Annotated in this window: 19 protein-coding genes and 1 other RNA gene; 6 read left to right on the top strand and 14 right to left on the bottom strand. The window is 35.1% G+C overall.

The features are described from left to right. Positions 1–21: 21 nt before the first annotated feature. The 5 genes from tatC to GH715_RS10145 all read right to left on the bottom strand — a co-directional run bounded on the left by tatC (position 22) and on the right by GH715_RS10145 (position 2,917). Complete coding sequence (tatC, locus tag GH715_RS10165) at positions 22–774, bottom strand: twin-arginine translocase subunit TatC (RefSeq protein WP_153835281.1); 753 nt, start codon at positions 772–774, stop codon at positions 22–24. Positions 775–975: 201 nt separating this feature from the next. After that, positions 976–1,149, bottom strand: coding sequence for a twin-arginine translocase TatA/TatE family subunit (locus tag GH715_RS10160; protein WP_153835282.1), 174 nt, complete (start codon positions 1,147–1,149; stop codon positions 976–978). Positions 1,150–1,178: 29 nt separating this feature from the next. Beyond that, complete coding sequence (locus tag GH715_RS10155; RefSeq protein WP_018933776.1) at positions 1,179–1,358, bottom strand: twin-arginine translocase TatA/TatE family subunit; 180 nt, start codon at positions 1,356–1,358, stop codon at positions 1,179–1,181. Between the two features lie 95 nt (positions 1,359–1,453). Next, positions 1,454–1,945, bottom strand: a complete 492-nt coding sequence (locus GH715_RS10150) for a dihydrofolate reductase (RefSeq protein WP_153835283.1) — start codon at positions 1,943–1,945, stop codon at positions 1,454–1,456. Between the two features lie 18 nt (positions 1,946–1,963). Next, complete coding sequence (locus GH715_RS10145) at positions 1,964–2,917, bottom strand: thymidylate synthase (RefSeq protein WP_153835284.1); 954 nt, start codon at positions 2,915–2,917, stop codon at positions 1,964–1,966. Between the two features lie 177 nt (positions 2,918–3,094). On the opposite strand from GH715_RS10145, the gene GH715_RS10140 reads away from it, so the two are divergent. Then, a complete protein-coding gene (locus GH715_RS10140; RefSeq protein WP_153835285.1) occupies positions 3,095–4,165 on the top strand; it encodes a C40 family peptidase in 1,071 nt (356 codons plus the stop codon). On the opposite strand, the gene GH715_RS10135 is transcribed toward GH715_RS10140, so the two are convergent. Continuing rightward, the gene (locus tag GH715_RS10135) at positions 4,157–5,008 is read right to left on the bottom strand and encodes a DUF72 domain-containing protein (RefSeq protein WP_153835286.1); all 852 of its coding nucleotides are present in this window, start codon (positions 5,006–5,008) and stop codon (positions 4,157–4,159) included. The genes GH715_RS10140 and GH715_RS10135 overlap by 9 nt on opposite strands. Positions 5,009–5,307: 299 nt before the next feature. On the opposite strand from GH715_RS10135, the gene GH715_RS10130 reads away from it, so the two are divergent. The 3 genes from GH715_RS10130 (at position 5,308) to GH715_RS10120 (ending at position 6,820) form a co-directional block, all read left to right on the top strand. Then, positions 5,308–5,508: a cold-shock protein gene (locus tag GH715_RS10130; RefSeq protein ID WP_018933771.1), complete on the top strand. Its 201-nt coding sequence runs from the start codon at positions 5,308–5,310 to the stop codon at positions 5,506–5,508. Between the two features lie 210 nt (positions 5,509–5,718). After that, positions 5,719–6,405 carry a queuosine precursor transporter gene (locus tag GH715_RS10125; RefSeq protein WP_018933770.1) on the top strand — a complete coding sequence of 229 codons (687 nt, stop codon included), beginning with the start codon at positions 5,719–5,721 and terminating at the stop codon, positions 6,403–6,405. 22 nt (positions 6,406–6,427) lie between these two features. Then, entirely contained in the window at positions 6,428–6,820 is a 393-nt protein-coding gene (locus GH715_RS10120; RefSeq protein WP_153835287.1) for a ribonuclease HI family protein, read from the top strand. Here the strand turns inward: GH715_RS10120 and GH715_RS10115 are convergent, their stop codons facing one another. Beyond that, entirely contained in the window at positions 6,821–7,096 is a 276-nt protein-coding gene (locus GH715_RS10115) for a DUF6123 family protein (protein WP_018933768.1), read from the bottom strand. Between the two features lie 89 nt (positions 7,097–7,185). Here GH715_RS10115 and GH715_RS10110 point away from each other — a divergent pair, with 89 nt between their 5' ends. After that, positions 7,186–7,410: a cbb3-type cytochrome c oxidase subunit I gene (locus tag GH715_RS10110; RefSeq protein ID WP_324186987.1), complete on the top strand. Its 225-nt coding sequence runs from the start codon at positions 7,186–7,188 to the stop codon at positions 7,408–7,410. Between the two features lie 243 nt (positions 7,411–7,653). Here GH715_RS10110 and GH715_RS10105 read toward each other — a convergent pair whose 3' ends face one another. The 7 genes from GH715_RS10105 to GH715_RS10075 form a co-directional block, all read right to left on the bottom strand. Beyond that, entirely contained in the window at positions 7,654–8,793 is a 1,140-nt protein-coding gene (locus GH715_RS10105; RefSeq protein WP_153835289.1) for a THUMP domain-containing class I SAM-dependent RNA methyltransferase, read from the bottom strand. A 223-nt stretch (positions 8,794–9,016) separates the two neighbouring features. Further along, positions 9,017–9,402: RNase P RNA component class B (gene rnpB, locus GH715_RS10100), an RNA gene on the bottom strand. Positions 9,403–9,482: 80 nt separating this feature from the next. Then, entirely contained in the window at positions 9,483–9,770 is a 288-nt protein-coding gene (gpsB, locus tag GH715_RS10095; protein WP_018933762.1) for a cell division regulator GpsB, read from the bottom strand. A 62-nt stretch (positions 9,771–9,832) separates the two neighbouring features. Beyond that, positions 9,833–10,393 carry an SLOG family protein gene (locus tag GH715_RS10090; RefSeq protein WP_153835290.1) on the bottom strand — a complete coding sequence of 187 codons (561 nt, stop codon included), beginning with the start codon at positions 10,391–10,393 and terminating at the stop codon, positions 9,833–9,835. A 181-nt stretch (positions 10,394–10,574) separates the two neighbouring features. Then, complete coding sequence (locus GH715_RS10085; protein WP_153835291.1) at positions 10,575–11,012, bottom strand: carboxymuconolactone decarboxylase family protein; 438 nt, start codon at positions 11,010–11,012, stop codon at positions 10,575–10,577. 40 nt (positions 11,013–11,052) lie between these two features. Further along, entirely contained in the window at positions 11,053–11,928 is an 876-nt protein-coding gene (locus tag GH715_RS10080; protein WP_153835292.1) for a sigma-70 family RNA polymerase sigma factor, read from the bottom strand. 105 nt (positions 11,929–12,033) lie between these two features. Then, positions 12,034–13,146 carry an MGDG synthase family glycosyltransferase gene (locus GH715_RS10075; RefSeq protein ID WP_153835293.1) on the bottom strand — a complete coding sequence of 371 codons (1,113 nt, stop codon included), beginning with the start codon at positions 13,144–13,146 and terminating at the stop codon, positions 12,034–12,036. Between the two features lie 103 nt (positions 13,147–13,249). Between GH715_RS10075 and GH715_RS10070 the strand changes: the two genes are divergently transcribed. Continuing rightward, positions 13,250–14,098 carry a metallophosphoesterase gene (locus GH715_RS10070; protein WP_153835294.1) on the top strand — a complete coding sequence of 283 codons (849 nt, stop codon included), beginning with the start codon at positions 13,250–13,252 and terminating at the stop codon, positions 14,096–14,098. The last annotated feature ends 95 nt before the right edge of the window (positions 14,099–14,193 follow it).

Below are 14,193 nucleotides of genomic sequence, written 5' to 3'. Positions count from 1 at the left end.
ACGTTTCCTCAATCCCTCGTGTTAATTTTCCATAAATTCACGATGCTGTTCTTGTTTTTTTCGGTATACTATTCGTGATAACATGATACTGATTTCATAAAGTATGATTAACGGAATCGCAACGACAATTTGTAAGATAAAATCTGGTGGTGAAATCATGGTTCCGATAATAACAAGGATAAAATAACCGTACTTTCTTGTTTTGCTTAAAAATTGTGGTGTAACAATCCCTAGACTCGTTAAAAACATCGTAATAACTGGGACTTCAAAAAATACAGCAAATGGCATTGTCACTTTAAATATAAAGCGGAAATAGTTTTCTACTGTAAACATCGTATCAAACATGCCATCATTTAAAGATAATACAAATGGAAGAATCAGCTGTATAAAGATGAAATAGCCAAAGGTTAGTCCAGATACGAATAAAATAAAAATAACTGGAATATAAGCCAAGGAAATTCGTTGCTCTCTTTTCGTTAAACCGGGTTTAACGAATAACCATAATTGCATACATAGAAATGGTAATGTTGCAGCAAAGGCAACAACAAAAGCAATCATGAAAATGATCCAAATAATTTCTTCAGGTGAAATGAGATTTAATGTGATATCTATATCATTTAAAAAGAAATTCCTAATATCTTCGACAAAATAAAGTCCACCAATAAAAAACAATACAAATACTAGTGCAGTCCATAACAGCCGATTGCGTAATTCAGCGAAATGGTCTAAATAACCCATTTCCTTCTCATTTGGTAATGATTTGTCTTGCTCCATTTTAAACGTCCCTTCATCATAAGCAAGTGATATATGTAACGAAAACGTGGCATATCACCAAGTAATGGGACAGCCTTCGTTTTTCTCGTACTTTATGCATTTAAAATTGTTGCTACGTTGAATTTCTGTTTTGATCTATTTTAGTTCTACTAACGTGCAAGAAAAAGATGTAAAAGAATGTCTTTTACATCTTTTTGTACCTTATTTGCCTGAATTATCTTTATCTTCATTCATAATGTCATGAGTAGCTTTTTTAAACTCACGTAAAGAATGGCCAACAGCTTTACCGATCTCTGGTAATTTCGAAGGACCAAAAATAATCAATGCAATAACTAATATTAAAAATAACCCTGGAAAGCCAATATTAGATAACATGACATCCACCTCATTTATTGGTCAAAAAATTACGAATTGTTTTCTTTTTTCTCTACTTCTTCATCTGTCAAATCACGTGCAGATTTTTTGAATTCACGCAATGTTTCCCCTGTTGCCTTACCGATTTCAGGCAATTTCTTCGGCCCAAAAACCACTAATGCAATAACTAATATTAAAATCAGTCCAGGAATACCAATAGAAGATAACATTTTTTTATGCGCCCCTTTATGTATATCAAATTATTATCATCTTTTATCTTACCATGATTTAGCGTGCTTGTCTTGGTTAACGCTAAAAAATAGGGTTACTTTTTCCGATCATATTGAATAAAGTAATAATCGTAGCGATTTTTCTCGTCTTTTTTGCCTTTTTCTTTCTTTGTTAGGTACCACTCTTGTTCATCAAAGTCAGGGAAATAAGTGTCGCCATCAAACTCTTCATCAATATAGGTCATATAAATTCGATCTGCAAAATCTAGCACCTGCTTAAAAATCTCTTCGCCACCGATGACAAACCATTCTTTTTCGGGATTTGCCTTGTCCATTTCTTTAATTGCATCAACGGAATGAATTACTTTGCATTGTTCATGTTTAAACTCTTTTTTAGTCGTTAATACAATATTATCTCGATTTGGCAGAGGACCATTCATCGACTCAAAAGTTTTTCTTCCCATAATAATCGCATTTGACGTTGTTAATTCTTTAAAAAACTTAAGATCATTAGGTAAATGCCATGGTAATGTGTTATCTTTTCCGATCACGCGATTTTTGCCCATTGCAAATAATAATGAGATCATTTTTGCTCCTCCTTTTTGTTATACTGCGACTGGTGCTTTTATAGCAGGATGTGGTTGATAATTATCTAGCTTAATGTCTTCGAGTTCGATATCAAAGAGGGAAACACCATCTTTAATAGAAATCGTTGGTAATGCTCTCGGCTCGCGTTCTAATTGGGTTTTTACCTGTTCAAGGTGATTGGCATAAATATGTGCATCACCGAATGTATGAATAAATTCTCCTGGCTCTAAGCCGCATTCATTAGCAACTAATACGGTGAGCAACGCATAACTAGCAATATTAAACGGTACACCTAAAAAGATATCACCACTTCTTTGATACAACTGACAACTTAATTTACCATCTGCTACATAAAATTGAAAAAGGGTGTGACATGGCGGTAGTGCCATACTTGGAACATCTTCTGGATTCCATGCAGAAACAATATGTCTCCTTGAATAAGGGTTATGTTTAATGGATTCGATCACATCTTTTAGTTGATCAATTGTTTCTGTTTGTGACGTTTTCCAAGCTCGCCATTGTTTTCCATATACAGAGCCTAGATCACCAAATTTGCTTGCAAAAGCATCATCTTCTAAAATGTTCGTTTTAAAAATGTCCATCTGCTGATCATATGTTTTTTTAAATTCGGAATCCTGTAGTGAACGATGACCGAAATCAGTCATGTCAGGTCCATCGTACTCATCACTTTCCACCCAATTTTTAAAAGCCCATTCGTTCCAAATATTGTTATTATGCTTTAAAAGGTAACGAATATTCGTATCCCCTTTAATAAACCACAATAACTCACTAACAATTAAACGAAAAGGTACTTTTTTAGTTGTTAGTAACGGAAATCCTTCTTGTAAGTCAAAGCGCATTTGATGCCCGAATATCGATAGCGTACCGGTGTTGGTGCGATCATCTTTCTTTGTCCCTTCCGCAAGTACTTTTCTGCATAAATCTAAATAGTTTTGCTCACTTATTGACATCTTTCATCTTCCTTCCTCGCCATCATTTACCACAGCGTTATCCATCATATTAGGGTCATTCCTACTGATGGAAGCCTCACTTTATTACAAATACGTAACAAAGTTAACTTAAGATCATATTTCCCCCATTTTAACATAAATTTTTCTGTAAGTAATTATTTCGTAAGGGGTGGTTTTATGTTGTTACAAGATCAAATATCACGAGTAGTAAAACACTCCGTCGCTTACAGTTTTGCATTTAGCCAGCCTTTTTCTTTTTATGTCGATGCCTATCCTATGATGCAGAACGAGATATTAGAGCAATCGGACGTACTGAAATACGGTATGCAACATGAATCGGTTCGGATGCTGCAACATAAATTACAACGATTATCGTACTATGATTCTTCTATTGATGGAGAGTTTGGGGTTTTGACAGAATATGCATTAAAGAAATTCCAAGAAGACCATTTAATGGACCAAAATGGAAAAGCGGATAAAGATACTATAAAAGCCATCATAAACAAGGAAGAAGCTTATTATGAAGACATATTAGAACAACATGAACTTACATTTTCTATTGGTGATCGTGGAGATGATGTCAAAGAGGTGCAGGAAGCTCTATTTTATTTTGGTTACTATCGCGAGGATATAGATGGTATATATGGTGAAAAATCAAACGAAGCAGTAAAAGCTTATAAACAGGATACAGGAATGGAAATCCACCATGTTGAAGCAGAGATACATGAAGAAACAGCTGAAACGCCACAAATAGCATCAGTAGAAGTAGAGCAAGCCGAACAGGATTCCGCGAAATCAGAGAACACGACTAATCAAGATTCAGAAGCAGCTGATCAAGAAAGTTCTCTATCGGAAGAAAATACGTCATCTTCTGCATCCTCGGTGAGTGTCAGTGAAATCATTTCTAGTGCGAAAGATCATCTTGGCACACCATACCGGTGGGGCGGCACATCTACTTCAGGATTTGACTGTAGTGGTTATTTACAGTACGTATTTAATCAACTAGGTGTAAACCTCCCACGAACTGTAAGTGAAATATGGAATGCCACCAAGCAAGTTGAACAACCGTCCGTGGGAGATATCGTATTTTTTGAAACATATAAACCAGGTCCATCCCATGCTGGAATTTATTTAGGCGATGATAAATTTATTCATGCCAGTGAATCTAACGGTGTAGATATTAGTGAGTTAAGTATGAGTTATTGGTCAGAAAGATACTTAGGAGCGAAACGAGTCATACTAGATTAAATCAAAAAAGTCGATCTGTTTAGGATGTAATCCTTGATACGTTATATCGAGTAAATCCAATAATTGTTTAGCATTATCAGCTGCATCTCCGCCTGAATTATTATTAAACAATATCGTTATTTCTCTTGCTTGTTTATCTAATTCATGTATGCGTTTCACCCACTTCTGTAATTCTGTTTGATTATAACGATATAAAAAGCGAACCTCCCTCCAATTTTCTTGACCGTGATTATTCCATCCATGAATATTTCTTCCATGGAATCGGATTAATACGCGGTCATTTGTTGTCTCTAAAACGGTCGGAACAGATCCTTCTCCTGCTTGAGGTTCATCACATATGACGTGTGTTACCCCTATCTCTTTTAAAAATGCCAATGTCTCTTGTTGATGATCTTCAAACCAAGTTCGATTCCTGAATTCAATCGCAATTGGAATATCGCCCATCCATTGTTTAATCTTTCTAATTTTCTTTATGTTCCGTTGTTTTAGGTCAAACCATGGTGGAAATTGAAATAATACCGTATTTAATTTGTTAGCAGCTATTACAGGTTGAATCGAATTGATAAAAGCATCCACTAATTCCTTTGCTTCACGATTGGTTAAATGTTTGCGATCATGACCTGTTAAACCTTGATACGCTTTAATAACAAAGGAAAACGTTTCAGGTGTTTCACTCACCCATTTTTGATAATTTTCGGTAGATTGGATCGCATAAAAAGAGCTGTCAACCTCAACAACCGGAAAATGTGAACTATAAGCAGTTAATTTGAATTGTCTATCCTTTGCATGGTCGTAAAGTGTGGGATGATCTCCCCATCCTGTTAAGCCAATTAGTATTGTCAATCGTAACACCTCTACACTAAAATTCTGTTATTACAATACCATGTTCATTTCGAAATGAAAAGGTTTTATTCCTTGTAAACAAAGGATTTATCTCATATGAATATCTTGACGTATTTGGTAAAATAAGCTATAGTAGTAACAAGCAAAGAAGATGTTTGGGTTCATTATTATCAGGTAGCTTCTATAGAAGTAAATGGAATGGTGATCCTATACTTCTATGGTTGCTACCTTTTTCTTTATCCGCCATCTTGTTTGTATTAACACGTTTTTGCGTGAAAGGTTTTAGGAGGAAAGATAACATGGAAAACGGTGTAGTAAAATGGTTCAACGCAGAGAAAGGCTATGGATTTATTCAGTTGGAAGAAGGAAATGATGTATTTGTACATTACTCCGCTATTCAACAAGAAGGTTTCAAAACGCTAGAAGAAGGTCAAGAAGTATCTTTTGAAATTGTTGAAGGTGAAAGAGGCCCACAAGCTGCTAATGTTGAAAAAAAATAAATGAAAATGAACAAGGCGATGATTCAGTCATCGCCTTTTATATTTATTCGTGAAGAAAGTAAACTCACCGTGATTCCTTTATCTTAGTTATTCCTGTAATCGCTACGTTTCTAAACGGGCGCTTTGCGCTTTTCTTACATAAATCCTGAAACTATGGTAATTTTATTTATTGACTGAAAAGAATTTGATGAAGAAAGGCAGGAATAAATATTGGCAAACGAATTATTATGGATTTTATTTGCTATTCTTAATTTTGCGTTATTATTATTGATGTATCGAATGTTTGGAAAAGCCGGTTTATTTGTGTGGATCGGAATGTCTACTGTAATAGCTAATATTCAAGTATTAAAAACAGTAGAAATGCTCGGTTTAGTAGCTACACTTGGTAATATCACGTATGGAACGGTATTTTTAGCTACAGATATATTAAATGAAAATCATGGTAAGAAAGAGGCGAAAAAAGCTGTATGGATGGGGTTCTCTTCCCTACTGATTATGACAATTGTAATGCAATTTGTCTTGCGGTTCACCCCACATGCAGATGATTTTGCACAAGGTGCGCTGGAAACCATCTTTGAACTGATTCCGAACATTGCTATTGGAAGTATGCTGGCCTATGTTGTTAGTCAATATATTGATGTTTGGATTTATGGTAAGATCAAGCAATTATTACCGTCCAACAAGTATCTATGGATCCGCAATAACGGCAGCACGATGATCAGTCAGTTTATTGATACACTTATTTTCTGTTCGATCGCATTTTATGATGTCCATGAATGGAATACTTGGCTTAGTATTTTATTTACAACTTATATCATTAAATTTGTGGTGTCTGCACTAGATACACCGTTCTTATATCTAGCCAAAAAAATAAAGCCTAAGATTGAACATAAATGAACTAAATGTTAGGGGGATGATAATGATCGAAGTCTATACAGATGCTGCCAGCCAAGGAAATCCAGGTCCAAGTGGTATCGGCATTTATATCAAAACTGGACAATTGCAAATAGAGGAATGTCTATTTATCGGAGAATACTCCAACCATGAAGCAGAATTTATAGCAGTGATTAAAGCGTTGGAGTTATGTAAGGAGCGCTTTCCGGATGAGATCATTTCCTGTAGATCAGATGCAAAAGTAGTAGTTGATGCCATTGAAAGAAATTATGTAAAAAAAGATGTTTTTCAGTCATACTTAAATCAGATTAATCACTTATCAAGTTCTTTTCCCTATTTCTTTATGAAATGGATTCCTGAGAAACAGAATAAGCACGCAGATGAGTTAGCCCGAAAAGCTCTAAAATTGAATAACTAACTATTTCATTAAGCCGTTTTGTGTTAAAAGCAAGATGGCTTCTTTTTTATTTTGAATATTATGTCGGCTAAATAACTCAAGTAAACTAATATAAAAACTTCTGTCAAATGACATTTGCAGCTGTAATGTAAACGATAATGCTAGCTTGACATGCTCTACAGAAGTATTCGTGAATTTTTGCCCAAAATATATGAAGCTAACTTCTTCATCTGTTAACTTAAACCCTTTCGACCACAAATTTTCTAAGAAATATGCCAATATTTCACTGTCTTTCACTAGAAATCCCTCACTCATGTAAAAACTTTTTATCTTGAATACAAAATTGTTTATATCGCTAGTATAGATTTTTTTAGATTAGAAGTCTAGTGTTCTTTTCACTTCTAATATGGTTAATTCCATCACTTACAGAACGAAAGTTAACGAAGAAAATCAATACGCTTGGGATCATTCAAGCGATTGTTTGGAGTGTGGGAATGTTAGTCATGTCCGGATCTTTGCACATTGCCGGATTATTGGGAAAACCTATAAGATCTGCATATTCAACCTATACAGGTGCTGGGCAAGTAGATACATGGGATAAGATAAAGTGAGTTTATTTTAAATGGGGCTTAGCCTGGGCTAGTTGATAGCCGATCAAATTCTAAACCTTCTGAACCTGGTGGGGAATGCTTGCCCCTCACTTAGCTAACTTGTGCTATTTGAAGCTTGAAGAGTACCATCATAAATGAATGAATAACCAAAAACCCGTTTCAATTATTGCATGAAACGGGTTTAGTATATCAGCAGACTCTCCCGATTAAGAGAATAATGTTGATATTGATAGTATACTTTTTTTATTTCTTTATTTTCTTTCCAAAATACTGATAATAATCCGTTTTGATAAACGCATTGAACAGTTTGCGTTTCTTGGAAGCTTTTTGACCGAATAGTGCTTCGAAGTTTTCGTTTGCCGTCAGAATATAAATACTCCATGTCGGATAATTTCTCAATACTTCACCAAGGTTCCGATACATCTCCTCTACTTCTTTTTTATCACCAATTCGCTCACCATATGGCGGGTTACTGACAATATACCCCCCGATTTCATTGGAGTGAAAATCCGTCGCCTGCATTTGCTTCCATTGCACTAAATCAGCAAGTCCAGCTTCCATTGCATTATCTCGTGCAATTTCAACCATTTTCGGATTAAGATCAGATCCATATATTGCGAGTGGTTGATCATAATTAGCTAAATCTTCCGCTTCTTCTAAAGCTTTTTCCCAAACAGCTGAATGAATAAACTCCCATTCTTCCGCTGCAAAGGATCGGTTAAAACCGGGTGCAATATTTTGCCCGATCAATGCTGCTTCAATTGGAATAGTGCCCGAACCGCAAAACAAATCATAAAATGGTTCATCTACACGCCAGTTAGTTAGTTGTACTAATGCTGCAGCAAGGGTTTCCTTTAATGGTGCGTCTCCCTGCCCTATACGGTAGCCTCTTTTATGTAAACCAGTACCCGAAGTATCTAATGTGACGGTTACTTTGTCTTTTAAGAGAGCCGCTTCAATTTTATATTCTGCACCAGATTCTTCTAACCAGTTAGCAATTCCATGTTTCTGTTTTAATTTTTCAACAATTGCCTTTTTAACAATCGCTTGACAATCAGGAACACTATATAATGTTGATTTATGTGATTTTCCAGTCACAGGGAACTTCCCATCTTCCGGAATATATTGCTCCCAGGGTAAAGCTTTAATCCCTTCAAACAATTCATCATAGGTTTTTGCTTCAAATTCCCCTATCAGTAATTTCACACGATCTGCTGTTCGTAACCAAAGGTTACAACGCGCGATCGCCTGGTGATCTGCTTCAAAGATTACTTTGCCATTCTCAACCGTCACGTCTTCATACCCTAAATGACGGACTTCATTTGCCACAACCGCCTCTAATCCCATCGCCGCTGTAGCAATTAAGGTAACTGTTTTTGTCATTTAATAAAATCCTTCCTTTTGATCATCTTGTGGACCGTTCTTTTATAATAGGACAAGAAAGTATAAAATTAAGATATTTGTCTAGCTCCGAGCGCCCAAAAACTAGGCGATTTCACGAATCGCCCTACGGTAAGTCATCATCGGTTCGCTTTTCTTATTATGTACAACAAAACCCCTTTTAATAAGAAAGGGGTTTGAAATCCTATTTAAGACCGGAATGAATGTACGTAAGCCATGTTCTGTCCTTGTCGTACTGCAAACGGTGGTCAGCCTCGTACCAAAGGAGTAATCATCTGTCTACAAGCTCTCGAAGCTTGTCCTTCGTTCGGTTGAATTCCCTAATAGAAGATGCCCCTACCAATATTTGGGTTGCTCACTCGAGGGGTTTACCTCGTTCCACCTAAATAGTTTCCTATTTAGCTACGTCACTGTGGCACTTTCAAGGTATTCACACCATATCTAAAGACGTAGGTGTTTTCCCTGCCGTTAACCTCTAAAAGGTTACCTTGACTTATGATTTCGTCAAGCACGAACACTACAAGCATCTCAGCTTGTGTGAGCATGGACTTTCCTCTACACATGAAAATGTGCAGCGATTACTTCAACATTCATTCCTCTTTATTTAAGCCTCCATTATTGTAACACGAATGTAGCAATAGTCAATGGAAATCTGAAGATATAATGGTAGTTTATTCCTCATATTTCTTTCCAAAGACTGCTTTCTCCAAATTGGATAGTCGTTTCAAAATGTCATAATTAACTTGATGATTAGACGTACTCGGACGAATCCGTGTGTGATCAGATTGTTTTCTTAATCGTTCATTTTCATGCTGTAATCGATTAATTTCTTCCTGGAAATATTCGTAATCTTGAATAATCACATCTAAATACTCGTCCACTTCTTCCTGATTATATCCTCTCATTGCCGTTTTAAAATTCTTCTCTAAAATGTCTTTTCCATTTAGTTGATTTGCCATTATTTCCACCTCATTTAATCGTTAATTATCATTTTTTCAAAAAAGATATAAGTTGTCAATTTTTAATCTAAATGACTTTCATTATACTCCTGCTGGTCCCTGACAATGTCTTCTAAATCATTCGGTGTAATATACCAAATCGAATAGTTAGAAGTTTCTGCAGCCTTTTTCATTTTGTCCAAGATATACCCTGCACTACCTGGGTATTCTTCATCGACCAGTGCTAAACATCCATCTGTTTTTTCGATAAACCATACATCTTTGTTAATAAATTGATAGGGTGCTTTATATGGTTCATTATACAATGGTTGATAAAAATCAGCTTGCTCGATAATTTGCAGAAATGCTTCCTGATAAACATCCGGCCATCTAGATTCATATTCTAAAAATGGCGGGAATATGCCTAATTTTATCGGATATTCTTCTTTTAATTCTGCTATCACTTGTGCTGCCCATAGTTCAATTCCCATTTGACCGGACATAATTACCCATTCTAATCCTTCGTCAATGAACGAAATCAATCTTTGCTTCAGCGCGATCTTGATAAAAGGGATTCGATGATCATTTTCATTTCGAATGTTTAATTCCATTGGTTTGTTTCCAACAACTGTGATAACTTTCAATTGAACACTACCTTTTCATATAGATACTGTAAGTCATAGTATAAAGGAAATGAATATTATATTCTAGTGATGCCAATATTTCATATTACTAATTGGCAAATATGATTATGTATAAAAAAAAACTCTAGTATGTCCATTAAACATACTAGAGTAGATCTGTTAAGAAAATCTTCAGTGAAATTCACTCTGGAACATTATGATTTGCAATTGATAATCGGTTCCAGCAGTTGATTGTTATAATAATCCCTACTAAGTCGATATATTGCTTTTCATCGAAATGCTTACGGACTTCCTGATATACTCGATCTGGTACACCTTGCTCTGCAATGTTAGTAACAGTCTCAGTCAATTCCAAAGCAGCTTTTTCTTTTGCTGTATAGAATTCTGTCTCTCTCCACGCACTGAGGCAATAAATTCTCTGTTCGGTTTCTCCTAAGGCTCTAGCGTCCATTGTGTGCATATTAATGCAATACGCACAATTATTAAGCTGAGATGCGCGAATTTTGACTAATTCAATCAGTTTCTTATCAAATCCTGTTCGTTTTTTGTACAACTCCAATTGACTAATAAGCTTGATTAAATCAGGTGCAACCTCCACATAGTTGATTCTTTGTTCCATGTCTCTTCCTCCTTTCTTTTGCTTTCACTTATAAGACAAATTAAAAGGAGAAATTGTGACCTATTTCTTGTAATTTATCGGGGTTCATTACAATATAAATATGTTGAACACCGGTTTCCGTAAAATCGAAGGTAATCAATTTGACTGGCTCCCCCTGCTTTTGCTGCAGAATCCCGATGCCGGCATTGACATTCACCATTCTAAGCTGCCCTTGAAAACTCCCTCTTTTATGAATTCCTTGTAAAAAGGCAACTACACGATTTTTATTATAAATTGGATACATAGCTGAAAGCACTTTGCCTCCTCCATCTGATATGAGGATGACATCTTTGGTAAGGTGGTCAATGAAAGGTTCAAAATTACCACTTTCCACAGCACGCAAAAAAATTTTAGCTAGTTCGTCTGCTTCCTTACTAACTGTTTTTTTACATGGTTTCATTCGTTGTAATTTTTGCTTTGCTCTACTATATACTTTTCTACAACTTTGTTTTGACTTATTTAATATCACAGAGATAAATTTGTAATCAAATATAAGTACTTCCCTCAGTAAATAAATGCACCTTTCAAGATCAGTTAGTTGATGAAGAAGTACTACAAATGCATATGAAATAGATTCTTCTTTTAGAAGATTGTCTAAAGGTGTATTTTCATCTAGGTTAACAATAGGTTCCGGTAGCCAGGGACCTGGATATATTTCACGTTTCTTGACAGACGATTTCAGGTAATTCAAGCATTTATTAGTAGTCATTTTTGTTAAATATGCTTTCAAATCATCAATATTAGTTAGATCGATATTATCTAACTGCACGAAAACATCATGCACAATATCTTCTGCTTCTTTAATTGTACCTATCATTTGATAAGCTACTGTAAAAAGCAATGGTTTATACGTATCGTATAAATTGCCGTAGTCCATATTTATTACCAGCTTTCTTTTTTAATCTATAATGAACAGTAATGGGCAATTCTTGTTGTTCACTACAAATTATAGCAAATGATCGAGAGTTACTAGTAATAAATTTTACAAAATTTGTTTAATAAGTTCAGTTATTTTTTGATCAGTAAGTTGTTTATGGTAATTCTCTAAATTGCTGTTTATTTCTTCAAGGTGTTCTTTACTTTCAAAAAAAGTGAATAATTGACTTTCGATATCATCCCAATTGTTAAGGTAATAAACGACACCTAGTTGCTGTAATTGATCAAGGTTAATCACCTCTTGCCCTGGTAAAGCGTGATAGATAAACATAGGTATTCTTTTAGTTAAACACTCACTGATTGTCACACCACCTGGCTTGGTTAAAATACCGTCTATTGAATCGTATAATTCATTCATTTCTTTTCTGGATGTAATATATGCTAAAGGGATAATGTTTTTATTATTTAATCTTTTCAGTTTTTGATACAGTACATTGTTTTTTCCACACAAGACATAAAACTTGATTTTACCACTCGTTTGTATATTGTGTAACAAACCTTCCATCGCACCCACTCCTAGGTTTCCTCCCGTTACCATGATCGACAATGTCGGAGTGTGACCTTTCCTAACATGAAAGTTGTTAGGCTTAATCTCATGGTGGGTAGGAATACCCGTAAACCATATACGCTCTTCTGGAATTCCTTTTTTTATTAAAAGTTCTTTCATATTAGGAGAGGAAACAAAATGAAAATCAATTTGATCTGTTCCCCAAAAGCGATGTATAAAAAAGTCAGTGTACACATTAATTACGGGTATGTTCAGTATCCTCTTTTCTTTCATCACGTTTAACATATAAGATGGCAGCGCATGTGTGCAAATCACACAATCTGGTTGTTTTTCTTTAACGAGTCGTTTCATTTGAGCTAAAAAAAGCAGTTCATATAACTTGAAGTTTTTTGGCTGTTCAATATTTTTATAAACACTTTGCTGATAAATCCAATTATATACATGGGGAAATTTATGAATCCATTTAAGATAAATACCTGAGACTAAAGCTTCAATTTTTCCGTAGCTATAGGAAAGTATTTCTGCTTTTTCACACTTCATGCTTGGTTCGTTTAATTCCAATTCATGAATAAGGGAATCTGCAACTTGATGATGGCCTGAAGGTATGTTTAAAAAAGGGAGAAATAAGATCTTTTTGGAATCTAGTGTCATGATGCACCTCATACATGTCTGGTTGTATTGGAAATCTATCCATGAATTACCGTAACAATTAAGGATAAAACCTTGTATAATTAGGACTAGAGGAGTGATGAATATGTTCTTGTTCTTATTAATTAGTTTTATAATCCTAGTTAGTCTAGTTATGTTTAAAGCATATAAAAACACCCAAAATATTGTCGTAAGAAACGTTAAGATAGATCACAATGAAACAGAATCCGTTACAAGCTTGAATATTTTGCATCTTTCTGATTTACATTTGGAAAACATCTCGATATCTGCTGAGGTGCTTTATGAAAAGCTAAAGTATGATGCAATTGATTTAATTGCTCTCACTGGTGATTTTCTTGATCGTAAACGAACAATCCCAAAGCTTATTCCTTATTTAAAAGTTTTTAATAAATTGAATCCTAAGTATGGCATTTACACGGTTTTAGGTAATCACGATTATGTTTTAAAAGGCGATCATTTACAGTCATTAATCGACACATTAAATGAATACAATTGCCAGGTCATGCAAAATAGCAGTAAAACTATATATATTGAAGATCAACCAGTAAATATTATAGGGATCGATGATTACAGCACGAATCGTAGTGATTTGCTCAGCTCTTATCAATCCACCCAAAAAGGTACGAATTTAGTACTGACACATGATCCTAATATTGTACTTGATATGAAGAAGTACCATTTTGATTATTTGTTAGCAGGTCATTTCCATGGTGGGCAGATCTGTTACCCTAAAGCGTACCATCTTGCTAAAATGGGGAAACTTGCCAAAATGAACATTATCAAAGGACTTCATTCGCATGATGGTCGTCCTTTTTATATTAGTGAAGGACTGGGCCAAACTGGTGTAAACATCAGAATTGGTAGTCTACCTGAAATAACACTTCACCAATTAGCGATTGGTAAGGACAATACTGATTTAAATCCAGCAATTTAATCCGTGTGTTATTATTATTTATTGGATAGCTCAAGCTATACATTCCTATATTTGGATTTTTGAACTACCCCCACTTAACCTCCTTTCAGGATGTT

Source organism: Gracilibacillus thailandensis (genome assembly GCF_010994055.1).
Taxonomy (GTDB): Bacteria; Bacillota; Bacilli; order Bacillales; family Amphibacillaceae; genus Gracilibacillus; species Gracilibacillus lacisalsi.
This window is presented reverse-complemented; position numbering and strand designations above follow the sequence as displayed.

Coding starts and splice junctions, on each gene's coding strand:
- GH715_RS10130 (WP_018933771.1), top strand. CDS start 5,308: ATGGAAAACGGTGTAGTAAAATGGTTCAACGCAGAGAAAGGCTATGGA.
- tatC (WP_153835281.1), bottom strand. CDS start 774: ATGGAGCAAGACAAATCATTACCAAATGAGAAGGAAATGGGTTATTTA.
- GH715_RS10150 (WP_153835283.1), bottom strand. CDS start 1,945: ATGATCTCATTATTATTTGCAATGGGCAAAAATCGCGTGATCGGAAAA.
- GH715_RS10155 (WP_018933776.1), bottom strand. CDS start 1,358: ATGTTATCTTCTATTGGTATTCCTGGACTGATTTTAATATTAGTTATT.
- gpsB (WP_018933762.1), bottom strand. CDS start 9,770: ATGGCAAATCAACTAAATGGAAAAGACATTTTAGAGAAGAATTTTAAA.
- GH715_RS10080 (WP_153835292.1), bottom strand. CDS start 11,928: ATGGACTACGGCAATTTATACGATACGTATAAACCATTGCTTTTTACA.
- GH715_RS10145 (WP_153835284.1), bottom strand. CDS start 2,917: ATGTCAATAAGTGAGCAAAACTATTTAGATTTATGCAGAAAAGTACTT.
- GH715_RS10070 (WP_153835294.1), top strand. CDS start 13,250: ATGTTCTTGTTCTTATTAATTAGTTTTATAATCCTAGTTAGTCTAGTT.
- GH715_RS10120 (WP_153835287.1), top strand. CDS start 6,428: ATGATCGAAGTCTATACAGATGCTGCCAGCCAAGGAAATCCAGGTCCA.
- GH715_RS10075 (WP_153835293.1), bottom strand. CDS start 13,146: ATGACACTAGATTCCAAAAAGATCTTATTTCTCCCTTTTTTAAACATA.
- GH715_RS10160 (WP_153835282.1), bottom strand. CDS start 1,149: ATGTTATCTAATATTGGCTTTCCAGGGTTATTTTTAATATTAGTTATT.
- GH715_RS10140 (WP_153835285.1), top strand. CDS start 3,095: ATGTTGTTACAAGATCAAATATCACGAGTAGTAAAACACTCCGTCGCT.
- GH715_RS10105 (WP_153835289.1), bottom strand. CDS start 8,793: ATGACAAAAACAGTTACCTTAATTGCTACAGCGGCGATGGGATTAGAG.
- GH715_RS10085 (WP_153835291.1), bottom strand. CDS start 11,012: ATGGAACAAAGAATCAACTATGTGGAGGTTGCACCTGATTTAATCAAG.